Source organism: Neisseria sp. HMSC075C10 (assembly GCF_001815615.1).
In the GTDB taxonomy this organism is placed as follows: Bacteria; Pseudomonadota; Gammaproteobacteria; order Burkholderiales; family Neisseriaceae; genus Neisseria; species Neisseria subflava_A.
The window spans coordinates 39,963-62,302 of sequence record NZ_KV821239.1; the positions used below are offsets into that span (position 1 = coordinate 39,963).

23 protein-coding genes, 3 tRNA genes and 1 pseudogene are annotated in these 22,340 nt (G+C 48.0%); 11 read left to right on the top strand and 16 right to left on the bottom strand.

Features of this window, described 5'->3' with window-relative positions; translation table 11 throughout:
- Positions 1-44: 44 nt before the first annotated feature.
- The 3 genes from HMPREF3047_RS01435 to ppsA form a co-directional block, all read right to left on the bottom strand.
- Positions 45-527: a hypothetical protein gene (locus HMPREF3047_RS01435; protein ID WP_070584011.1), complete on the bottom strand. Its 483-nt coding sequence runs from the start codon at positions 525-527 to the stop codon at positions 45-47.
- Positions 528-698: 171 nt separating this feature from the next.
- On the bottom strand, positions 699-1,403 hold the full coding sequence (locus HMPREF3047_RS01440; protein WP_070711992.1) for a peptidoglycan DD-metalloendopeptidase family protein: 705 nt from the start codon (positions 1,401-1,403) through the stop codon (positions 699-701).
- A 270-nt stretch (positions 1,404-1,673) separates the two neighbouring features.
- Entirely contained in the window at positions 1,674-4,058 is a 2,385-nt protein-coding gene (ppsA, locus tag HMPREF3047_RS01445) for a phosphoenolpyruvate synthase (protein ID WP_070711993.1), read from the bottom strand.
- A gap of 417 nt (positions 4,059-4,475) precedes the next feature.
- On the opposite strand from ppsA, the gene HMPREF3047_RS01450 reads away from it, so the two are divergent.
- Positions 4,476-5,297 (top strand): posphoenolpyruvate synthetase regulatory kinase/phosphorylase PpsR, encoded by an 822-nt coding sequence (locus tag HMPREF3047_RS01450; RefSeq protein ID WP_036491303.1) that lies wholly within the window; start codon positions 4,476-4,478, stop codon positions 5,295-5,297.
- 55 nt (positions 5,298-5,352) lie between these two features.
- Here HMPREF3047_RS01450 and dcd read toward each other — a convergent pair whose 3' ends face one another.
- The 7 genes from dcd to HMPREF3047_RS01480 form a co-directional block, all read right to left on the bottom strand.
- The gene (dcd, locus tag HMPREF3047_RS01455; RefSeq protein ID WP_003680541.1) at positions 5,353-5,919 is read right to left on the bottom strand and encodes a dCTP deaminase; all 567 of its coding nucleotides are present in this window, start codon (positions 5,917-5,919) and stop codon (positions 5,353-5,355) included.
- A gap of 125 nt (positions 5,920-6,044) precedes the next feature.
- Positions 6,045-6,476 (bottom strand): MORN repeat-containing protein, encoded by a 432-nt coding sequence (locus HMPREF3047_RS01460; protein ID WP_070711994.1) that lies wholly within the window; start codon positions 6,474-6,476, stop codon positions 6,045-6,047.
- A 22-nt stretch (positions 6,477-6,498) separates the two neighbouring features.
- On the bottom strand, positions 6,499-7,281 hold the full coding sequence (locus tag HMPREF3047_RS01465) for an ADP-ribosylglycohydrolase family protein (protein WP_070711995.1): 783 nt from the start codon (positions 7,279-7,281) through the stop codon (positions 6,499-6,501).
- Entirely contained in the window at positions 7,281-7,493 is a 213-nt protein-coding gene (locus tag HMPREF3047_RS01470) for a hypothetical protein (protein ID WP_070711996.1), read from the bottom strand. The genes HMPREF3047_RS01465 and HMPREF3047_RS01470 overlap by 1 nt, the downstream gene beginning before the upstream one ends.
- A 6-nt stretch (positions 7,494-7,499) precedes the next feature.
- Positions 7,500-7,850: a hypothetical protein gene (locus tag HMPREF3047_RS11540; protein ID WP_234397377.1), complete on the bottom strand. Its 351-nt coding sequence runs from the start codon at positions 7,848-7,850 to the stop codon at positions 7,500-7,502.
- 127 nt (positions 7,851-7,977) lie between these two features.
- On the bottom strand, positions 7,978-8,130 hold the full coding sequence (locus HMPREF3047_RS11545; RefSeq protein ID WP_225905468.1) for a hypothetical protein: 153 nt from the start codon (positions 8,128-8,130) through the stop codon (positions 7,978-7,980).
- A 31-nt stretch (positions 8,131-8,161) separates the two neighbouring features.
- Positions 8,162-8,908: a hypothetical protein gene (locus tag HMPREF3047_RS01480; protein ID WP_283127029.1), complete on the bottom strand. Its 747-nt coding sequence runs from the start codon at positions 8,906-8,908 to the stop codon at positions 8,162-8,164.
- Positions 8,909-9,129: 221 nt separating this feature from the next.
- Between HMPREF3047_RS01480 and HMPREF3047_RS10840 the strand changes: the two are divergent.
- Positions 9,130-9,561: pseudogene (locus HMPREF3047_RS10840) on the top strand (HD domain-containing protein); the annotation flags it as partial.
- 53 nt (positions 9,562-9,614) lie between these two features.
- Here the strand turns inward: HMPREF3047_RS10840 and rdgC are convergent.
- Entirely contained in the window at positions 9,615-10,514 is a 900-nt protein-coding gene (gene rdgC / locus HMPREF3047_RS01490; protein ID WP_070712000.1) for a recombination-associated protein RdgC, read from the bottom strand.
- Between the two features lie 133 nt (positions 10,515-10,647).
- Between rdgC and HMPREF3047_RS01495 the strand changes: the two genes are divergently transcribed.
- A tRNA-Glu gene (locus HMPREF3047_RS01495) sits at positions 10,648-10,723 on the top strand.
- Between the two features lie 125 nt (positions 10,724-10,848).
- A complete protein-coding gene (serS, locus tag HMPREF3047_RS01500; protein ID WP_070712001.1) occupies positions 10,849-12,144 on the top strand; it encodes a serine--tRNA ligase in 1,296 nt (431 codons plus the stop codon).
- 65 nt (positions 12,145-12,209) lie between these two features.
- Here the strand turns inward: serS and HMPREF3047_RS01505 are convergent, their stop codons facing one another.
- From HMPREF3047_RS01505 to HMPREF3047_RS01515, 3 genes are all read right to left on the bottom strand, one after another.
- Positions 12,210-12,449: a putative hemolysin gene (locus HMPREF3047_RS01505; RefSeq protein ID WP_070712002.1), complete on the bottom strand. Its 240-nt coding sequence runs from the start codon at positions 12,447-12,449 to the stop codon at positions 12,210-12,212.
- A 129-nt stretch (positions 12,450-12,578) separates the two neighbouring features.
- Positions 12,579-13,391 (bottom strand): basic amino acid ABC transporter substrate-binding protein, encoded by an 813-nt coding sequence (locus HMPREF3047_RS01510; RefSeq protein WP_003747411.1) that lies wholly within the window; start codon positions 13,389-13,391, stop codon positions 12,579-12,581.
- A gap of 76 nt (positions 13,392-13,467) precedes the next feature.
- A complete protein-coding gene (locus HMPREF3047_RS01515; RefSeq protein ID WP_003680526.1) occupies positions 13,468-13,719 on the bottom strand; it encodes an NGO1151 family protein in 252 nt (83 codons plus the stop codon).
- 162 nt (positions 13,720-13,881) lie between these two features.
- Here HMPREF3047_RS01515 and HMPREF3047_RS01520 point away from each other — a divergent pair, with 162 nt between their 5' ends.
- The 4 genes from HMPREF3047_RS01520 to HMPREF3047_RS01535 all read left to right on the top strand — a co-directional run bounded on the left by HMPREF3047_RS01520 (position 13,882) and on the right by HMPREF3047_RS01535 (position 16,945).
- Positions 13,882-14,682 carry a hypothetical protein gene (locus HMPREF3047_RS01520; protein ID WP_070584032.1) on the top strand — a complete coding sequence of 267 codons (801 nt, stop codon included), beginning with the start codon at positions 13,882-13,884 and terminating at the stop codon, positions 14,680-14,682.
- A 121-nt stretch (positions 14,683-14,803) separates the two neighbouring features.
- Positions 14,804-15,364: a DUF3465 domain-containing protein gene (locus tag HMPREF3047_RS01525; RefSeq protein WP_070584033.1), complete on the top strand. Its 561-nt coding sequence runs from the start codon at positions 14,804-14,806 to the stop codon at positions 15,362-15,364.
- A 115-nt stretch (positions 15,365-15,479) separates the two neighbouring features.
- On the top strand, positions 15,480-16,649 hold the full coding sequence (metZ, locus tag HMPREF3047_RS01530; protein ID WP_070584035.1) for an O-succinylhomoserine sulfhydrylase: 1,170 nt from the start codon (positions 15,480-15,482) through the stop codon (positions 16,647-16,649).
- Between the two features lie 89 nt (positions 16,650-16,738).
- On the top strand, positions 16,739-16,945 hold the full coding sequence (locus HMPREF3047_RS01535) for a DUF2788 domain-containing protein (RefSeq protein ID WP_004521104.1): 207 nt from the start codon (positions 16,739-16,741) through the stop codon (positions 16,943-16,945).
- 67 nt (positions 16,946-17,012) lie between these two features.
- Here HMPREF3047_RS01535 and HMPREF3047_RS01540 read toward each other — a convergent pair whose 3' ends face one another.
- Positions 17,013-17,804, bottom strand: a complete 792-nt coding sequence (locus tag HMPREF3047_RS01540) for a Cof-type HAD-IIB family hydrolase (protein ID WP_070584037.1) — start codon at positions 17,802-17,804, stop codon at positions 17,013-17,015.
- Positions 17,805-18,002: 198 nt separating this feature from the next.
- Entirely contained in the window at positions 18,003-19,394 is a 1,392-nt protein-coding gene (locus HMPREF3047_RS01545; RefSeq protein WP_070712003.1) for a 3'-5' exonuclease family protein, read from the bottom strand.
- Positions 19,395-19,509: 115 nt separating this feature from the next.
- On the opposite strand from HMPREF3047_RS01545, the gene HMPREF3047_RS01550 reads away from it, so the two are divergent.
- The 3 genes from HMPREF3047_RS01550 (at position 19,510) to HMPREF3047_RS01560 (ending at position 22,068) form a co-directional block, all read left to right on the top strand.
- Positions 19,510-19,586: transfer RNA gene (locus tag HMPREF3047_RS01550), tRNA-Arg, on the top strand.
- 12 nt (positions 19,587-19,598) lie between these two features.
- Positions 19,599-19,673, top strand: a tRNA-Glu gene (locus HMPREF3047_RS01555).
- Positions 19,674-19,842: 169 nt separating this feature from the next.
- Positions 19,843-22,068, top strand: coding sequence for a DNA internalization-related competence protein ComEC/Rec2 (locus HMPREF3047_RS01560; protein ID WP_070712004.1), 2,226 nt, complete (start codon positions 19,843-19,845; stop codon positions 22,066-22,068).
- Positions 22,069-22,340 lie beyond the last annotated feature (272 nt).

Below are 22,340 nucleotides of genomic sequence, written 5' to 3' on the forward strand. Positions count from 1 at the left end.
GGCCGTCTGAAAATACTTTCAGACGGCCTTTTTAGTTCGATAAATTATTTATCTTGAGCGTTTTTTTGTTCGCGGACAACCCATTGGGCAATGTCAGAACCCAATACTTTGGAAGTACGGTTCAAGACGGCACAAGAGCTTTTATAAGCGCCAAACATACCGCCGGAAGAATTGCGGGTAAAGGTTTTTTTGCCAACTTGTTTGCCGTCAACATACAAAGTGGCTGAAACAGCCATACCTTTGGCGTGGCCGATAAAGGCATTGCCTGCACTCATGGCCGAAGTAATGGCGATATCTGCGTATGTGCCTTGTTTTTTACCGTCACGGACAACCGTTACATCGCTTTTGGCTGCAGTTTCTTGCAAAGATTTGGACATGATGCCGCCCACTTCTAAACACTCGGAAACAATACGGGTATCGATTTCTTCTTCATCGCGGTAAGGAATGTTTTCATCAATATGGACATCTGCGCTGGCAAATGCAGATGCAAACAAGAATGCGGTTGCAAGGATACGGTTAGGAGACATAGTAGGGTACCTGAAATGGAATGTTAAAAAGAGTTGTTATTGTATAACGGCATTTACACTCAATCAACATAAGTTAAATAGGAAAAGATTTTGTTGAAATAACTGTTATAGCAAGATAATCAAAAGGCCGTCTGAAATACTGCTATTTCAGACGGCCTTTTGATTAAGGTATTAATTTGTTCTGGTCAAATAAGGCAGGGGATCGACTGCTTTGCCGTTTAGACGAACTTCAAAATGAAGCTTGACGCTGTCTGTATCGCTGCTGCCCATGGTGGCGATAACTTGACCTGCTTGGACTTTTTGATCTTTTTGTACCAAAATCGTATCGTTGTGGGCATAGGCGGTAATGGTGTAGTCGTTGTGGCTGATTAAAATCAGCTTGCCGTAGCCGCGGACTTCTTCGCCAACGTAGATGACGGTACCGGCTGCGGCAGAACGGATTTGTTGGCCTTGCGTGCCTGCAATATCTATGCCTTTGCTGGTTGTGCCGTTGTAGCGTTGGATAATGGAGGATGAGGCGTTATCGGTCGGCCATTGCAGGTTCAATCGGTTGATCGGAGTAACGGCAGTAGTTTGGCGTTGCTGTGTTGCGGTGCTGCGTGGGGCGACATGACGGCGGACGCGCAATACTTGACCGACTTCGATTTGTGAGGCGTTGGGAAGGTTATTCCATGCAACCAGTGTGTTGACATTTTGTCCGTAGCGTTTGGCGATTTGGGTCAGGGTATCGCCAGGGCGGACTTTGTAGTAGCCGTCAGGTACGGCGCGGTTGGAAGAGGTATTGTTGCCGGCGCAGGCTGCTAAGACGGCAATGGTGCTGATAAGTGCCAGACGTTTCAAGGCCGTCTGAAAGGTGGAAATAAAGTTTGTATTCATGGGTTATTTCAAAATGTATCGTTATGCTGTGTATGATAGATGGGAAGAGTGAAAAAAGGTTCACTCAAAAGGCATGGGGTAAAATACAGAAAGGCAGTATATTAACATTGAAAATTTGTAGATATATCGGCATATTTTTTTATCATTTTGATGATAAAGGATTTTTTTAGCAAGGTAAAAGAAAGTGAAAGTTTTTTCAGATGGCATTGAGTAAGGCAATAAAAATCCCCTGCCGGGATAAACGGGCAGGGGATTTTTGTCTTATCGAACTTATTTGTTCAATTCGTTAGCCAGATACAGCCAGGTTTCAATGACGGTATCAGGGTTAAGCGATACGCTCTCGATACCTTCTTCAACCAGCCATTTGGCAAAGTCCGGATGGTCTGATGGGCCTTGACCGCAAATACCGACGTATTTGTTTTGTTTGCGGCAGGCAGAGATTGCCAAGTGCAACATCACTTTAACGGCAGGGTTGCGCTCGTCGAAGGAGTCAGATACCAAGCCGCTGTCACGGTCGAGGCCGAGGGTCAGCTGGGTCATGTCGTTAGAGCCGATGGAGAAGCCGTCGAAGTATTGCAGGAATTGTTCTGCCAATACAGCGTTGCTTGGCAACTCGCACATCATGATCAGGCGCAGGCCGTTTTTGCCGCGTTCCAGACCGTTTTCTTTCAGGGCTTTAACAACAGCTTCCGCTTCACCCAAAGTACGAACGAATGGAATCATGATTTCGACGTTGGTCAAGCCCATTTCATCGCGAACGCGTTTCAAGGCTTTACACTCGAGTGCGAAGCAGTCTTTGAAGTTATCGGCTACATAACGCGCTGCACCACGGAAGCCCAACATTGGGTTTTCTTCGTGTGGTTCGTAGATGCTGCCACCCACCAAGTTAGCGTACTCGTTGGATTTGAAGTCAGACATACGAACGATGGTTTTGCGTGGATAAACCGAAGCAGCCAAAGTTGCTACACCTTCTGCGATTTTATCGACATAGAAGTCGACAGGAGAAGCGTAACCGGCCATGCGGCGGGTAATTTCAGCTTTCAACTCGTCGTCTTGTTTGTCAAATTCCAACAAGGCTTTAGGGTGGATACCGATTTGACGGTTGATGATGAATTCCATACGCGCCAAGCCGATGCCTTCGCTAGGCAGGTTGGCGAAGCTGAATGCCAATTCAGGGTTACCAACGTTCATCATGACTTTTACAGGTGCTTTAGGCATATTGTCCAAAGCAACATCGGTAATTTGTACGTCCAGCAGACCGGAGTAGATGAAGCCGGTATCGCCTTCGGCACAAGATACGGTAACTTCTTGGCCTTCGGACAGCAGATCGGTAGCGTCGCCACAACCTACAACAGCCGGAATACCCAATTCACGCGCGATAATCGCTGCGTGGCAGGTACGGCCGCCGCGGTTGGTCACGATGGCGGAAGCACGTTTCATCACCGGTTCCCAATCCGGGTCGGTCATGTCGGTAACGAGTACATCGCCTGCTTCAACGGAATCCATCTCGGAAGCATCTTTCACCAGGCGTACTTTGCCTTGGCCGACTTTTTGACCGATGGCACGGCCTTCGCACAAGACAACTTTTTCGCCGTTGATAGAGAAGCGGCGCAGGTTGCGGCTGCCGTCTTCTTGAGATTTTACAGTTTCAGGGCGTGCTTGCAGGATGTAGAGTTTGCCGTCCAAGCCGTCGCGGCCCCATTCGATGTCCATTGGGCGACCGTAGTGTTTTTCGATGGTCAGCGCGTAATGAGCCAACTCTGTAACTTCAGCGTCGGTAATGGAGAAGCGTTGACGGTCTTCTGCAGGTACATCAACGTTGGTCACAGATTTACCGGCTTCGGCTTTGTCGGTAAAGATCATTTTGATTTGTTTCGAACCCATGGTTTTGCGCAGGATAGCCGGTTTGCCTGCTTTCAAAGTAGGTTTGAATACATAGAATTCGTCAGGGTTTACTGCGCCTTGTACGACGTTTTCGCCCAGACCGTAAGAAGAGGTAACGAAAACGACTTGGTCGTAACCGGATTCGGTATCGATGGTGAACATCACACCGGACGCGCCGCTGTCAGAGCGCACCATGCGTTGTACGCCGGCAGAAAGGGCAACGATGTCGTGTTCGAAGCCTTTGTGGACACGGTAAGAAATGGCACGGTCGTTGTACAGGGAAGCGAATACATGGCGCATTGCTTCTTTAACGTTATCCAAGCCGTTGATATTCAGGAAGGTTTCTTGTTGGCCGGCAAAAGAAGCGTCCGGCAAGTCTTCTGCTGTTGCGGAAGAACGTACGGCAACGGAGATGTCCGCACCGCCGGCATCGGCAACCATTTTGTTCCAAGCTGTTTCGATTTCAGCATCCAGCTGCTCAGGGAACGGAGTATCCAAAATCCATTGACGGATTTCTTTACCCACACGCGCCAACTCGGCAACGTCTTCAACATCCAGTTGTTTCAGGGCTTCGGAAATACGCTCGCTCAGACCATTGTGAGCCAGGAAAGCACGATAAGCTTCGGCTGTGGTTGCAAAACCGCCGGGAACGCGCACGCCTTTTTCAGTCAGTTGGCTGATCATTTCGCCCAAAGAGGCATTTTTACCGCCCACTCGCTCAACGTCAGTCATACGCAGGTTTTCAAACCAAATAACGTAGTTTTCGGCCATTTGTGTGTCCAATCCAATCCAAAAAATGTTAAAAAAGAAACAAATCCGCCTGCTTATTGTAGCCATTCGTTTGATGGCTGTCATGTGTTTTATCTTTTTAAAAATCACAAATTCGTCTGTGATATTGTGCTTTTCAGGCGTGTAGCCTTCTGAAATGTGAATATAAGATTCATGTTTTTACGTGTTATCTTCTTGTTAAATATGGAAAACAAAATAAGTTAATAAATTTAATAAACAAGATTTATTTTGCAATTTTAGAATAAAATTCTACAAAATGGAAAAAAATAAAATTTTATGCCAATTTAAAAATTGTTCAAATTTGTTGTAATCCTGTGTAATCTGTCGGGAATCGCTTTATTGCAAAGGCTGTAACTGCTATGATTGCCGTCTGAAACGTTACCCTCAAGAGGATTCATTATGACTGATCCACGCCAAGTCTTCTATATTTCCGACCGAACCGGCCTGACCGCTGAAAATATCGGTGAAGCCTTGCTGAACCAATTTGGCAATGTTGAGTTCAAACGCCATACCTATCCGTTTATCGATACGCCTGAAAAAGCGCGTGCTGTTGTAGACAAAGTCAACCAGTCAGCTGAAAAATTCGGTGTGCGCCCGATTGCTTTTGTCAGTGTGGTCAATGACGAAATCCGTGAAATCATCAAGAAAGCCAATGCGTTCCATATTAATTTCTTTGAAACCTTTCTCGGTCTTTTGGAAAAGGAACTCAATACGGAGGCAGTTGCTGCCCGGCAGGGGCACCACAGTATCGGCAATACTCAACGCTATGATGCGCGTATGGAGGCGGTCAATTTTTCACTGAATCATGATGACGGCGTCAGCGATAAAAACCTGCAGGAAGCGGATGTGATTTTGATGGGCGTGTCCCGTTCGGGTAAAACGCCGACCTGTCTCTATCTGGCCCTGCAATACGGTATCCGCGCCGCAAACTATCCATTGATTCCCGATGATTTGGAATCGACCGATTTGCCGCGTATGGTCAAACCTTATAAAGACAAGCTGTTCGGTTTGACCATTCAGCCTGAGCGTCTGCAGGCTATCCGTCAGGAACGCCGTCCTAATTCGACCTATGCCAAAATCGATACTTGCCGCAGCGAGATTGCTGATGCGCAAAATATGTTCAAACGCCACGGTGTACCGTTTACCAATACAACCGATAAATCAGTGGAAGAACTTGCCGTTCATATCTTGCAGGCTTGCAAGTTGAAACGCCGTTTCTAAATGAAATGATAAAAGGCCGTCTGAAATTTCAGACGGCCTTTGTTTATTTTGTGTATTAAGTCTTAGGCAGGGTAACACCGGTTTGTCCCATGTATTTGCCGTTGCGGTCTTTGTATGAAGTTTCGCAGACTTCATCGCTTTCAAAGAATAAGACTTGAGCCACGCCTTCGCCTGCATAGATTTTGGCAGGCAGGGGGGTGGTGTTGGAAAACTCAAGCGTAACGTAGCCTTCCCACTCAGGTTCGAACGGAGTAACGTTGACGATGATGCCGCAGCGTGCGTAAGTGGATTTACCTAAGCAGACGGTCAGGACGTTGCGCGGGATGCGGAAATATTCGACTGTGCGCGCCAAAGCAAAGGAGTTGGGCGGAATGATACAGCAGTCATCTTCGACTGTAACGAAGTTTTTCGGGTCGAAGTTTTTCGGGTCGACGATGGTGCTGTTGATATTGGTGAAGATTTTAAATTCATTAGCACAACGGATGTCGTAGCCGTAGCTGGATGTGCCGTAGGAAATGATGCGTTGGCCGTTGGCCTCTTTGATTTGGTTGGGCTCGAACGGCTCAATCATGCCGTGTTCTTCGGCCATGCGGCGTATCCATTTGTCGGATTTAATGCTCATGGTGGTTGTCCTGGGGTAAGGGTTGTTTGGAAATTCTTTAAAATCAACATAACAGCCTTTAGGCAGGCTTGTTAATTGATGTTTCAGACCGCCTAAAAGCCGGATAAGGTCGTCTGAAAGGCTGTTTATTTGGTTTTGGACGCAGATTTCTTAGGTAGTTTGACTTCTTTAATCATACCGTCTTCGCATTTCATGATGAAGACTGGTGTGCCGTTTTGGGAGGCGGTAAAGTTTCCGTGCGCCCTGCCTTTTTTGAACATCCCTTCCAGCGTCATATTGCGTAATTTGGCGCTATTGGAGGAGAAGGGTTCGATAAAGGTTTCGCCGTTGCCGGAAACGGTATATACGCCTTTGCCGTCAAATTTGCCGTTTTTAAATGAGCCGACATAGCTGCGGCCGTCTTGGCATTTCCATGTACCTTTACCGGATGGTTTGCCGTCTTTGCCGACATCGCCATCATAAGCGCAACCTTTTTCCTGATAAGGATTGATGGTTTCGGCAATGGCAGGCATACCCAGCATGAAGGCGATAGGGAGTAGGGCGAGGTATTTCATCATTTATTCCTTTTTGTAGGCAGTTTCAGACGGCCTGATATTGGGATTCAAAAGTCAGTAGGGTTTCAGCAATACGGCGTGGCAATATGGCTAAAGCGTGTTCGCGCATGGCCGTAGGGATACCGTAGTATGCTTCAGCAATACTGCCAGTAATGGCTGCCAAGGTATCGCTGTCTCCACCCAGGGAAACTGCCAGTCGGATGGCGTGTTCAAAATCATCGCTTTCAAGAAAGGCAGTAATCGCTTGAGGCACGGTTTCCTGACAGCTTTCGTTGAAATGATAATGCGGGCGGATTTGGTCGCAACTTTGGCTCAAGTCGTAGCCGAATTGCCTTGTAATGTTTTCTTTGATTTGCGCTTTGCCCATACCGGTACGCGCCCAAAAGATGGCGGCGGCTACGGCTTGCGCACCTTTAATGCCTTCTGGGTGGTTGTGCGTTACGATAGCGGATTGTTCGGCAAAATGCAGGGTTTCTTCCAATGTGGCAAATGCCCAACCAACGGCAGAAACACGCATGGCTGAGCCGTTGCCCCAGCTATTATAAGGTTCTGGATCTTTCCATTCTATCCATTGTGAGAAGCGGCCGCCATATGCGCCTTTCGGACAGGGATATGCCCTACACCAGCCTTGCAAAATAGAGGCCAAATTATCGTTGCAGCCTTGTAAAACCCAATCGGCAATGGCAACAGTGCAAATCGTGTCATCGGTAAAGTCGCTGTCGGGGCTGAAAATATCAAAATCGGTGTGACGGTAGTTGTCAAACTCGAATCTTGATCCGGCAATATCGCCAATGACTGCGCCCAACATCATGACATCCTTTCTGATACTTCTATCGTCGTTACCGTACCGTCTGCCAAACAGCTGTTGGCAGGTACAAATACCACCATCAGCGTAGGATTTCCACGCGCCATCATCGGCATCAGACTAAGCGGCATATTTGGATCGGTTTTCTGAAAGCGAACCCGCTCGTCACCTACGCCAAACAGTCTGTTGGGATGGTCAGGCGCTGCTTCATCCATTCCTGATTACAGAATTTTTTGCTTTTCGGCCGGAGTTTTACCGTTTAGCAGGTTTGGATTGGTTTGCTCAAGGAATACAGATTTCGCCAATGTCCAATAAGTATGGCCGGGCTGTCCGCTGGGGTTTTGGGTTTTCATCTTATGGGCAAAATAATCAACAGCCTGTTGCTGGTTCATTGCCTTGATTGCTTCTGTATTTGAGCCGTATTTGGTTTCTTTTGGGTTGTTCCGCAAATCAAACTGAAAACGGTTGTATTCGGCTTTTCCTTCTTCATAAACAAATCTTCGTGCATATTCATTCGCTGTTATATTGCGATTTCCATCAATATCAAGATCAAGCTTGGAAATTGTTTTCAACAAACCATGTCCTAACTCATGAGCCCAATCAGAAGCAGTCAGATATCTTTTGTCTGCCGTACCGAATACAATACTTCTATTTTCTTTACTGCCAATTAGTTTGCTTTGGAAAAATATGCCGGAATATCTAGTGTATTGCTTGAATACTCCCTAACCCCCATTGATTGATAAAGTTATGGGTTTGCCCCAGTAAAATTGAATCCCGAATAATCTGATTAACTTCCGAAACAGGCATCCCTAATTTTAAAAAATGCTGCCGGATTTGTGCTGTTGTAGCCATACCATATACCTTTAAAATTAAATACTATCGACTATCTGATAAGAAAGATGCTGGAAATATCATTAATGCATTTGTCTGTTGGATGCTGAAATAATATTCCTGCACCTTTCTCCTCCCTTATAACCAAATGTCTATCACTCCCAATCAAATGGTTGTTTTCATCTACTGCTACTTGTTTTACTACCGTATACCTAGGAAAAACTTGTTCTGTTCCATTGTTAAAGCATACGCTGACCGGGCTTAGGATATGAGATGAAACATAGGGTTTCGGCAAATCATCAGGATAACGGTCGTCAGGAAACAATGAACGGTATCGTTTTATATAATCAGGCGTTGCTTCGATTTCTAAAAAAGTACTGCCGTTGTAGTTGGTCTGATGCACTACCGTAAAGCCGTCGGTCGGCCGTTTTAGCTTACGCCGCCTGTGTTTGAGCCATTTCTGCCGCTCTGCCTTGTCTTTCCATCTGAGTACCGCCTGTTTTTCTCCGTCAGGCCGCAAACGGCCGGAAAGCCGCAGATAGCGCCGGTACACGGGAATCTGCCACTTTTTCGCTAAATCTTCAGGTGGCATATCAAGCAAACAGGCACTATGCAGCGTGCCGGCCATCTGTCTGAACAAACTCTCGAAGCTATTTACAGGATAAAGCTGCTCGCAGCCCGTTGCGTCATCCGCATATGCTTGAGAAACAGAGACCGTCTGAATGCCGCTATCAGCATGAGACAAAATGGGCAGCAACATGGCCGGCCACAGCAAAGCAGCTAAAAATTTCACACTCATCTCCTTCTTGATAAAAATTATTACTTGCATTGATATTATTTCTAATATTTTTTCACTGCAAGCACATTTACACGCTAATTGTTTGTTTTATTTTGATGTTTATATGTTATTGCAAGTTGGGTAGCCCAGGCCGTCTGAAACATGCTTTGTCGCAAAATACGGGCAAGCTGCTACAATACAGCCGCTATGTCGAAACAAAACAAACGGAGAAACGGCACGCCATGAGCAACACACGACAAACACCGGAAATCCCCGCCGCACCGATGCAAGAATCCCGCGCGCGGTTTGACGCGCATACCGCCGGTTTGCCCGAACCTGCGCAAAAGCTGCTTCAGACGGCCTTGTCGCTGGCCGAGACGCATTATCCTGCCGATGCGGCCACGCCTGCGGGCGAGCCGCTTTTGGCGCACCTTTTGGGTGCGGCGCGTATGGTGAACGAATTGGATTTGCTGCCCGATGCGGTGGCCGCCACGCTTTTGGCTGACATCGTGCGTTTTGTGCCCGACTGGCGCGAGCTGCTCACGGAACGCTGCAACAGTACTGTCGCCGAGCTGGTCAAAGGTGTGGACGAAGTGCAGAAGCTTACACACTTTGCCCATGTGGACAGCCTTGCCACGCCTGAAGAGCGCGCCCAACAGGCGGAAACCATGCGTATTATATTTCAGACGGCCTTTGATATTTCCCAATCAAAAGGCCGTCTGAAAAATTATTCTTGCCAGCCGCCTAAATAAGAAACCAGTTCTTCCAACATGGTGCTGATGGCTTCGGTCATCAGGATTTGCGAGGCAAAGGCGAGGCTGGCGGCATCGTCGCCGTTGCTTTCGGCTTCTTCTTGCAAAACGTCCAGATACTGGATGCGTTTGAGTGTAAAGTCTTGGGTAAGGATAAACGCGATTTGTTCGCGCCATACCAAGCCCAGCTGGGTAACGGTTTTGCCGTTTTTGACGTGTTGTACCACTTCATCGGCGGTCAGGTCTTGTTTGGAAACTTTGACGACCGGGACAACATCGCCTACGCCTTTGAGTTCGCAATCGCTGTCCAATTCAAAACCGCCGTCACAGTGGCCTTGCAGTAGCCAGCTGGTCATCAGTGAGGAGGGCGATTGTTTGGTATTGGGCAGGGCTGCTTCAAGACCGCCCAAGGCTTCGCGCAGTTTGGTCAGGATATTTTCCGCTTTGGCAGAGGCGGCATTGTTGACTAAAAGATACCCGTGGCGCGTGTCGAAAATCGCCTGTGTGCGGCTGCTGCGCGTAAAGGCACGGGGCAGCAGGTCGTCAGTAATCTGTTCTTTCAGCTCTTGTTTTTCTTTGCGGCCGACATTGCGCGCTTCGTTGTTTTGGATTTCCAAAACCTTTTCATCCAAAATATCGCGGATCACGCCGGCAGGCAGGACTTTTTCTTCTTTTTTCAGAGCAACGCGCCAAGTGTAATCGGCAGGGAAAACCAGCTCGGGCGAAAAGGAAACCGGCGTGGCAAAGCCTTCGCTAAACCAGTCCAAACCCTGACAATGGGCAAATTCGGATTGCACCAATTTGTCGGCAATGACTTCCAATTCGGGCAACTTGTCTTTGTTGAGCGGATAAAAACTGATTTGCTTAAACCACATGGCGAGTTTTCCTTTTTATTAAAACCGGCATTATACAGGGAAAATAACATACGGAAATCGGCAGCATCTTTAAAAATGCAGTAAAGACGTTGACAGAAGAAAAGGCTTTCTGTATAGTTCGCGCTTCGGTTACGCGCCCATCGTCTAGAGGCCTAGGACACTGCCCTTTCACGGCGGCAACCGGGGTTCGAATCCCCGTGGGCGTGCCAAAATTCTTAAAAAACGCTCCTGCTTTTTGCAGGGGCGTTTTTTGTTTTCAGACGGCCTGTCGCTGTGAAAATATCTTTAAATTGGTTTACAATAATGCCATTCTGAATCTTAACGAGAGAAAACAATGTTAGACATCCAATTGCTCCGCAGCAATACCGCCGCAGTTGCCGAACGTTTGGCCGCACGCGGTTATGAGTTTGATACCGCGCGTTTCAACGCTTTGGAAGAGCAACGCAAAGCCGTTCAAGTGAAAACAGAAGAGTTGCAGGCTTCGCGCAACAGTATTTCCAAACAAATCGGCGCGTTGAAAGGTCAAGGCAAACACGAAGAGGCTCAAGCTGCGATGGATCAGGTTGCCCAAATCAAAGCGGATTTGGAGCAGGCTGCCGCTGATTTGGATGCCGTTCAGAAAGAATTGGATGCTTGGCTGCTGAGTATTCCGAACCTGCCGCACGAAAGTGTTCCTGTCGGTAAAGACGAAACTGAAAACGTTGAAGTTCGCAAAGTTGGCACGCCGCGCGAATTTGACTTTGAAATCAAAGACCATGTTGATTTGGGTGAGCCTTTGGGCTTGGATTTTGAAGGCGGTGCGAAACTGTCTGGCGCGCGCTTTACGGTGATGAAAGGCCAAATCGCCCGTCTGCATCGCGCTTTGGCTCAGTTCATGCTGGACACGCACACGCTGAAACACGGCTATACTGAACATTACACGCCTTACATCGTGGACGATCTGACCCTGCAAGGTACGGGTCAACTGCCTAAATTTGCAGAAGATTTATTCCACGTTACCCGCGGCGGTGATGAGAGTAAGAAAACGCAATATCTGATTCCGACCGCAGAAGTGACGCTGACCAATACTGTTGCCGACAGCATTGTGGCTGGCAGCGATTTGCCGTTGAAATTGACTGCGCATTCCCCATGTTTCCGCTCCGAAGCGGGCGCATACGGCAAAGACGTGCGCGGTTTGATTCGCCAACACCAATTCGACAAAGTGGAAATGGTGCAAATCGTTCATCCAGAAAAATCATACGAAGCGCTGGAAGAAATGGTCGGCCATGCTGAAAATATTTTGAAAGCGTTGGAACTGCCATACCGCGTGATTACTTTGTGTACCGGCGACATGGGTTTCGGCGCAACCAAAACCTACGACTTGGAAGTTTGGGTTCCTGCGCAAAATACTTATCGTGAGATTTCCAGCTGTTCCAACTGCGAAGATTTCCAAGCTCGCCGCATGAAAGCGCGTTTCAAAGATGAAAACGGTAAAAACCGTTTGGTACATACTTTGAACGGCTCAGGCTTGGCAGTCGGTCGTACTTTGGTGGCAGTATTGGAAAACCATCAAAATGCCGACGGCAGCATTAATATTCCTGCTGCGTTGCAACCGTATATGGGCGGCGTGACCAAATTGGAAGTAAAATAATCGTTGTTTAAATAAAAAGGCCGTCTGAAACTTGGGTTCAGACGGCCTTTTATATGGTTTAGCAATTATTTGTTGTGTTGACGGAAATATTCCCATTCTTCGACAACGGTACCGTCAGGCAAGTGGCACACGCCGTATTCGTTGCCGTCTTTGTCTCTTTTGATTTCGGATTTGCCGCCTTGTTTGACGCAGAATTCGGAAGCCGGATTGGCCACGCCGACGTTAGGAGATTCTTGTTTTTCAGAAGCGGAGCAGGCGGCCAAAGCGGTTGCGGCAGTGAGGCTAAGGATGATGGGTTTGATCATGGCGCCTCTTTCATTTGAAAGATAAAAACAAGCGGATTATAGGGGACGCTTGCGTTTAATGGCGTTAACCAGATTAAAGGCCGTCTGAAAACTTTTCAGACGGCCTTTAGTTTAGGAAGTCAAACCAGATTATTTGGCTGCTTCGGCTTTTTCTGCTTTTTCGCCTTCTTTAGCAAAGTATTTGGCGTAAATTTTGTCGTATTCGCCACTTTCGCGTACTTTTTTCAGCGCATCGTTCAACATTTTGATGGTGGCTTCGTCGCCTTTGCGTGCAGCGATACCGTAGTTTTCGATGGTGAAGTCAGGCAGGGAGATGAAATCCAGGCCTTTGGTCGGGTTGTTTTTCACATAGTTGGCAATGACTGCGCTGTCGCTGACTACAGAATCCAAACCGCCGTTTTCCAATTCTTTGATAATCAGGGGAACGCTTTCAAAGCGGGCGATTTTCGGATTGTCGTTGCCCAAGAGTTTGGAAACGGAGAAGTCGCCGGTGTAGCCGGTTACCACGCCGACTTTGGCCATGTTTTTCAGGTCTTCGGAGGAAGCTACTTTTTTGCCTTTGGGAACGAGGACAACTTGGGTGATTTCAAAGTATGGATCGCTGAAGAGCATGCTTTGTTTGCGGTCGTCAGTGATGGTTACGCCGGACATAACGATGTCCACGTCGCCGTTGTTCAGAGAAGGGAAGAGGCTTTCCCATGGCTGGTGTTTGAATTCGACTTTGAAGTTGCCGGCTTTGGCCATGGCATTCATCAAATCTACGTCAAAACCTTCTACTTTGCCGGCAGAATCCAAAGATTCAAATGGGGCAAACTCGGCGTTAGAGCCGACACGGTACACTTTATCGGCAGGAGCAGAGGCATTGTTGCTTTGACCGCCGCAGGCAGTCAGGGCAAGGGCGGAGCAAGCGAGAGCAGTGGCCAGCCATTTTTTCATGTTCATGATATGTGCTTTCTTAATAAAATGTTAACGGATAAAATCTTAGTTTAGCATAATTTTGTGAACAAACTAGCCGAAATCAGTGGTCTTTTTCTCGGAAAAATGCGTAGGTCACGTCATGGAAGAGGTCGGTGTGCGGACTGTCTTCATAGCTCAATTCCGCCAACGCGTCTTCAAAGGCAAGCTGGATGGATTCTACGGCATCGTTGGCCATGTCGGAGGGCAGGGAGCGGATAAGGCCTTTGAGTGCGGTGGCGAGGACGTGGTTTTGCATACGCAAAGCGTCGTTGGCCTCTTCCAGATATTCGAGGCGTTGTTCGATGCTGCTCATGATGTATCCTTGAGTATTAAATAAAATAGTGATTATATAGCGAATTAATATTAAAATGTGACGCTTGCGCCGGCTTGCCGGATATGTCCAACCATCGGCCGTATTTCAAGTGATTTTAGGTTTGAATGCGGTTCACAATAAAAATGAAAAAACGAGATTATTATGGAAAACAACCGTCTTGACCCCGCAGCCCTCGAGGAAGAAGACCTGAATTGGGAAAAACGCCTGGAAAGATTGCGTCAGGCACGACAATTCAATACCGTGCCGACTCATGCGCCATTGGTCAAAAAATCGGACGACGCTGTCGAAGCTGCGCCCAAAACCGCGTCTAAAAAAGAATATAAATTAGATGCTGATAATCGTGAAAAAGTATTGGAAGAGTATTTGTACCGCTGGCAGTTGGAACACAATACTGCCCTTGCAGACGATGGCGAAGCAGTGGAAACCGATGCGATGGTGGTTTTGCAGGACAACTGGTTGAGCGCGCAATCGGCATTGCAGGCCGCGGCTTCAGAGCGTCATATCGAATCAACGCGTACCGTCAGACTGAATCCGAAATCAGGTGCGGTAGATTTTGATGCGCCTGAAGTGGAAGAAACTGAAAAACCGGAAAATGATGATGCGGAAGCGGCTGAAGAGGCGGTTTCAGACGGCCTTGAAAAAGAACCGGCCATCAATGTCCATATCAATGTATTGAACCCGCAAGCGATTGGCCGTCGGGAGGTATTCTGCGTTTCTGAAAAAGATTTGACCGAGCGTCTGATTAAGCGTTTGCGCCCCCATGTAGCCGATGCAGTCAACGGCATGATTCGGATTGCCGTGCAAAAACAAATGGCCTTGTTCACTTACCAGTTGCAGCAAATGCTCAACGAGCAGGCGCCGGGCTTGGTGGAGGATGTATTGGAACACAACGTCAAACGTATTTTGGACGATATGAAGACTGAAATGAAATACCGCCGTTGAGTATCCGGGCCGTCTGAAAAGTTTCAGACGGCCTTCGGCGTAAATTTCCCTTAAAATTTTACGAAGCGTGTATAATGGCGGCTCACGTTTTCGTGATAAATATCCTTTCTAAATAGTTGATATGCCCGATGCAGAATCGGGCATTTTTTTTGAGATTGTTATGAATAAAAATAAAATCATTGTATTGCTGATTGCTTTGGTTGCCGTATTTGCCTATAACAAAATGCAAAACAAGCAGTCGGTACAATCGCAGAATCAGCAGAAAATAGAAGCCGTTCAAAAACAAAATAATGCGGGAGGAAAAAACGCCGATACGGCTCAACAGCAAATCGGTTCGGGCAAAGAATCAGCCGAAGCGGTTTTGAAACAGGCGTTTGAAAACGAGCAAAGCGATATTCAGGTTGAGGGCGAGGGCACGGTATGGAAAACCCTGCCGGATGACAACAAAGGCACGCGCCACCAACGCTTTATCTTGAAGCTCTCCAGCGGCCAAACGCTTTTAGTGGCACACAATATCGACCTTGCCGACAAAATCAAAGGCTTGAAAAAAGGTGATAAAGTAGCGTTTTACGGCGAATATGAATGGTCGGAGCAGGGCGGTGTTATCCATTGGACGCATCATGATCCGGCAGGCCGTCATGAAGACGGTTGGCTGAAGCACGGCGGACAGGTTTATCAATAACCGTTCAGACGGCCTCCTGCTTGAAAGATGACAGGAATAAGCGCAAAATGTTAACAAATTAAACGGGCGTATTGTTTACTGCGCCCATCGCAACATACAGTAGATTGAAAAACAAATGAGCAAAAAACTTCATCCCCAAACGCTTGCCATCCGTAGTGGCAAAGAGCAAACCGAATATTATGAACACAATCAGGCTCTGTTTTTGACCAGCAGCTTCATGTGGGAAAACGCCCAACATGCTGCTGATTTGTTTTCTAAAAAAATCAAAGGTTTTACCTATACCCGTACGGCCAACCCTACCATTGCCGCCTTTGAGAAACGCATTGCTGCATTGGAAGGCGCAGAGCGCGCGGTAGCCACTTCGACCGGTATGTCCGCGATTCAGGCAGCGTTTTTCACCTTCTTGCAAGCCGGTGATCATGTGATTTCCAGCCGCAGCCTGTTTGGTACGACTGTCGGTTTTATCAATAACATCGTAACCAAGTTCGGCATCGAAGTCAGCCATGTGTCGCCGGTTGATGTAGATGAATGGAAAGCGGCCATCAAGCCCAATACTAAACTGTTTTTCTTGGAAACCCCATCCAACCCTTTGGGCGAAGTTGCCGATTTGGAAGCTTTAGCCGAACTGGCACACAGCATTGGCGCGCTTTTGGTGGTGGACAACAGCCTCTTGTCGCCAGCCGGTTCGCAGCCTTTGAAACACGGTGCGGATATTTCCGTGTCTTCCGCAACCAAAGCGATTGACGGTCACGGCCGCGTGATGGGCGGCGTGTTGGCCGGCTCGGAAGAATTGATGACGCAAGTAGCCATGTATTGCAACTCTTGCGGTTTGGCGATGTCTCCGTTTAACGCATGGCAGTTGTTGAGCGGCGTGGAAACCTTGTCGCTGCGTATGGAAAAACAATACGACAATGCGCTGAAAATCGCCCAATGGTTGAAAGAGCAGCCGCAAGTCCAAGCTGTGTACTACACCGGTTTGCCCGACCATCCGCAAGCCGAACTGATCCGCAAACAGCAAAATGGCGGCGGTATCGTCGTGGGTTTTGAAGTTGCAGACCAAGAAGAAGCATGGAAAATTGTGGACGGCGTAGAACTCTTTTCCCGTACTGCCAACCTCGGCGATGTGCGCTCGACCATCACCCATCCGTGGACAACCACGCACGGCCGGATGCAGCCTGAAGAAAAACTCGCCGCCAATATCCGCCCGGGCTTGATCCGCCTCTCTGTCGGTTTGGAATACATCGACGATTTGATTGATGATTTGCAACAAGTATTGAACAAATAATCTAAAAACAAATTTCAGACGGCCTTAAATTTTAATAGGCCGTCTGAAAGCAATTAAACACACATCTTAAGAATAAAAGGAAAAAAATAATGTCTGAAGCAGAATTCGCCTCATGGGCAATGAAAATCCTACTGAGCGGCCTGATTATCTTTTTGGGCTTTATTGTTTGGAACTTGGGTAAAGAATCCAAAGCCGGCAAATTCGGCATTGCCATGCTCTTCTTGGTTTTGGGCTTGGGTGTGTTTGGATTCGTATTTAAAGAATTGCTGATTAGCTTTTTGGTATTGCCGAAGTAGGCAGGAAGTTTATTGATAGAACAAGGCCGTCTGAAAAAATGTTCAGACGGCCTTTTGATTTAATGTTTTAAATTACGCCCAATTCTTGCAAGCCGCGCAATACGCCGTCTTCATCGACACTTGGGCAGACGAATTGTGCAGCAGCTTTAGCAGCTTCTTCGCCATTGCCCATGGCAACGCCAAAGCCGACGGTTGACAGCATTTCTAAGTCGTTGAAGCTGTCGCCGAATGCCATTACTTTGCTCATATCAATCCCCAGTTTTTCCACTGCGTGAGCAATGCCGCGTGCTTTTGAACCTTCTTTGCGTAGCAGGTCCACAGCATATTCATGCCAGCGGACGGATTTGAAGCCGTGTTGCTGGGTTAGCGGTTGCAGGATTTTTTCTTCTTCCTTATCCACAAAGACCAACATTTGATAAACAGGTTGTTTGCGGAAATATTCTTTGTCCGTCAGGAAGTTGGGCAGGATATGCGATAAGCCTTCGATAACGCGCGGCGAATGGGAGGAAACGGCAATTTCTTGGTTGTTGACGAATGCGTAGTCTATTTTGTGTTGTTCAAGCAGGTTGATGGCGGTTTCTATGTCGGCAATGTCCAACGGGTAGCTTTGCAGGGGTTTGCCGCGAAAGGAAATATATTGGCCGTTGATGGTAACGAGCATGTCGATACCGCATTCTTGAATCAAGGCTTTGACTTTGGCGGGAATGGCGGCTTCCGGACGGCCGGTGGCAATGGCAGTCAAAATGCCTTTGGCTTTCAATGCGCGCATGGCTTGAGCAACCGAAGGACGCAGGGTATCCGTGTATTTTCGATAGAGGGTGTCGTCGATGTCAAAGAAGATGATTTCAGGATTATTCATGGTTTACTCGTTGGGCTGGGTATACACAGCTTTCATTGAAAATTGTGTGAACAGCTTGTGTATAAATTGGTTTAGTATTTGATTGCTATTATAAAAATAAGTTCTGATTAAAATTTAGGCAGATTTTTATTTTGAGAATAAAGCGGAAAATTATTCACAATAGGCCGTCTGAAAATTTGGTTTTCAGACGGCCTTGTTTTAAGCAATCAAACGGATATTTTCTTTGTCTTGCCTGAATTTGTTTTTAATCACGAGAGGCAGGCTGCTGTCGAAATACCAGCTTCCATCAGGCAATGCCAACGCGCCGCCGGCGCAGAGCAGGGTAATGCTGTTTCCGGTCAGGGGGTCGGTTTCGGTAATTTCAATTTCGTGCGCTTTGCCCCAATCGGTTACGGGGAGTAGGGCGGCAAGCTCGGTAATGCGTTGGTTTTGATGTTTGATGCCGTTTGGCTGGCGACAGTTGCCATTGCATTTTCCGACGGCCTCGACTGGGCAGGGTTCGCCCTTTGCGTAGCTGGTCGGCAAAATGTTGAGCGAATCTGGGCAGAGTCTGTGTTCTTGCGACCATTGCGTCAAAGCGCGTTTGGCTGCTTTTTTGTGGGCAAACAAACCGTAAGGGCGCCAGTTTCTTGTACCGCTGTTTAACAAGACAATGCGTGCTTGAAGGCTGCCGTGTTCGTCCGCGATAAAGCGGACGGTAGAAAACGATGTGGACTTTTCAGACGGCATCAGTTGGTATTCCTGCATGGTCTGGGCTTTGAGCCATAATGTATGGAGCTGCCCGACTGCCGGAATAAAACGGATGGAGGCTGCGGCTTTGATATGCGGCGGCAGTTTTTTGCTGTGCAGCAGAGTGGCGGTTTCGCTGTATGCGCGTTCATGTGCTTCAATGGCTTGGGCTTTGCCGAAATGGTCAAACCAAACCAATACGCCGTAACTGTCGGGCAGGGCATAGAGCTGTTGGGCGAGTGAATCAGGCAGCCAAGTGGGTAACATTTTCGGATTCATCAATACACGGACGTGTTCGTCCCATTGTTGATGATTTTTTTCTGCCAAACTTAATTCGAGATAATCACATAATGCGGCAACATCAGTCATGGCGCGGTGGCGGTTGGCCGTCTGAATGCCGGTGCGTTCGATAATGCTGTCGAGGCTATGTTTGTAAAACTCAGGATAGAGGCGGCGTGACAGTTGAACCGTACAGAGCGAGGGTGCGGCAAAGTCAGTATGGATACGCGCAAACTCGTGGCGCAGGAAGGTGTAGTCAAAGCGGCTGTTGTGGGCAACAACCACTGCACCTTGCAATAGCGGCAACAAATCGGCTGCAATATCGGCAAAGACAGGCGCGTTTTTCACTGTTTCATCATGAATCCCGGTCAGTCTGGCAACAAATTCGGGAATGCTGCGGCAAGGATTGACCAATTGCTCGTAATGTGTGGCGCGTCCTTGCTCAAAACGAACAAGGGCGACTTCCGTTATCCTGTCTTGATAGAAATTTCCACCGGTCGTCTCCAAATCCACCACGACCACAGGCCGTCCCAAACGGGAAAATGCTTCGGATAAGAGCGGCCAGTGTGCGAAATCTGACATTTTATTCTCTGTAAATTCAATAGCAAATGCGCATTTTACACGCTGTCTGCAAGTTTTCCAAATAAAACGCTTGACAGTAAATAGCCCTCTCTTTATAATTCAAATCTTTCTTGATGCACCCGTAGCTCAGTTGGATAGAGTATCTGGCTACGAACCAGAGGGTCGGGCGTTCGAATCGCTCCGGGTGCGCCACAAGATTTATCCGCGCCCATCGTCTAGCGGTTAGGACATCGCCCTTTCACGGCGGTAACCGGGGTTCGATTCCCCGTGGGCGTGCCAGTTTATAAAAAAGCGCAATCTGTTTCAGATTGCGCTTTTTTGCGTTTATCGGTTTTGAAATGATTTGAACCTCTTTTTTTATCTGCTAATGCTGGTTGGCATTTGTCATAATCTACTAAAAGCATTTATTATTATATATCTAATAATCATAATTTAAGGGAAAACGGTCATGGCGTGGCGGTTTGTGTTGCCTGCTTGGGTGGTGGGTGTAGTGCTTTCATTTGCGTTGCCGTTTTTGCCGCCATGGTGGGTTTGGTTGGCTGTAATTATTGGCGCGCTTGCGTTGTGTCGAAGATTTGCTGTGGCTTGGTTGGTGCTGGCCGTCTGTGTGGGCATGGCGTTTGGGGTGTGGCGGACCGGGCTGGTCTTGGCTGGTCAATGGCCTGTAGGGGAGGCATCGGCTAAAGTTTTGACGGTTGAAGTGGCGGATATGCCGCGTGATGATGGCCGGCGCGTGCAGTTTGCAGCAAGGGCGTGGGATGAACGTGGGCAGGCTTTTGATTTGATGTTGTCGGATTATCAGCGGCGCGATTGGGCGGTGGGCAGCAGGTGGTCTGTGTCGGCGCGGGTAAGGCCGGTAATCGGTGAAGTGAATGTGCGCGGTTTGAACCGTGAAACATGGGCTTTGGCCAATGGTATCGATGGCATGGGTACTTTGGGGCGCGACAGGAAACTCGTGCGGCAAGGTGGTGGTTTTGGTTTGGCTGATATGCGTGATGCGGTAAGCCGGAGTTGGCAGAGAACGGCGGACAAATATCCTGAGTTTTCAGACGGCATAGGGCTGATGCGTGCTTTGAGTATTGGCGAGCAATCGGCGTTGCGGCCGCCTTTGTGGCAGGCATTCCGGCCTTTGGGACTGACGCACTTGGTCAGTATTTCGGGCTTGCATGTGACGATGGTGGCGGTATTGTTTGCCTGGCTGATTAAGCGAATTTTCCGTTATTTGCCGTGGATTCCGGCAAAACCGCGTGTGTGGATATTGGCAGGCGGTGTTGCCGGGGCTTTGTTTTATGCGCTTTTGGCCGGTTTTTCCGTACCGACGCAACGCAGTGTGTTGATGTTGGCTGCGTTTGCGTGGGCATGGTGGCGCGGCAGTGGCGGATCGGGGTGGACGGCGTGGTGGCAGGCCTTGGCCGTTGTTTTGCTGTTGGACCCGTTGGCTGTATTGGGCGTGGGAACTTGGTTGTCATTCGGCTTGGTTGCTGCTTTGATTTGGGCTTCATCAGGCCGTCTGAAAGAGTCGGGCTGGCGGTTGGCTGTACGGGGACAATGGGCAGCGACTGTATTGTCGGTGGTATTGCTGGGCTATTTGTTTGCTTCGTTACCTTTGCTCAGTCCGTTGGTTAATGCGCTGGCTATTCCTTGGTTTTCTTGGGTGTTGACGCCGTTGGCTTTGCTGGGTTCTGTTTTCCCGTTCGAACTTGTCCAGTTGGTAGCGGCATTTTTGGCGGAATATACTTTACGCGGTTTGGTATGGCTGGCTACGGTATCGCCTGAATTTGCCGTCGCAGCGGCGCCAGTGCCTTTGCTGGTGTTAGCGATGATGGCGGCTTTGCTGTTATTGTTGCCACGAGGACTAGGCTTGAAACCTTGGGTATGTCTGGTTTTATTGGGTTTTGTGTTTTACCGTCCTGCCAAGCTGGAGGAGGGGGTGGCAAGAGTTACGGTGATGGATGCGGGACAAGGTTTGTCGGTGTTGATACAAACGCGTAATCGTAATCTTTTGTTTGATACGGGAACGGAGCAAGTGGCGCAAACAGGTATTGTGCCGAGTTTGAACGCGATGGGCGTGCGCCGTTTGGACAGCCTGATTTTGTCACACCATGATATTGACCATGACGGCGGTTTTCAAAGTGTGGCGGCTGTCGGTACCGATAAATTGCTTGCCGGACAACCTGAATTTTATCCGAATGCAGAGTTTTGCCAAGAAGACAAATGGCAATGGGACGGCGTAGATTTCGAGTTGCTCAGGCCGTCTGAAAATGCAGGCAAGGAAGATAACGACCAAAGCTGCGTATTGCGTGTCGTGGCAAACGGAAAAGCCTTGTTAATAACCGGCGATTTGGGCGTGAAAGGCGAGGCCGGTTTGATTGAGAAATACGGCAATGCGCTGTATAGCCAAGTGTTGGTGTTGGGACATCACGGCAGCAGCACGGCTTCGTCAGGCAGCTTTTTGCATACGGTTTCGCCACAATATGCCGTGGCATCTAGCGGCTATGCCAATGCCTACAAACATCCGACCGTTGCCGTACAAAATCGTGTCCGCGCGCATGGTATTACTTTATTGAGAACGGATTTGTCTGGCGCGTTGGTGTTTGCTTTGGGACAGGACGATATATTTCAAGGCCGTCTGAAAAAGGATAAGTTTTATTGGCAGAAGAAACCGTTTGAGTAAAAAGGCTAAAAGGCCGTCTGAAAGACTTTTCAGACAGCCTTAATATTTTTTATTGACGGGCATTATCCAAATTTTGTGTGAATCCAATTGTGGATAGTTTATTTTACTCATTGATAATAAAGGATAAAATAAATTTGATTAAATAATAGGCAAATAGAAAAGAGGAAAATAATTACAAAGTTATTAGTAATAATCGGTATGATGTTCTGTATATCAAGCAGAGCCTAAAGCAGCACAGAGTTTGTGCGTTTCTATAATGAAGACGCTGCGCA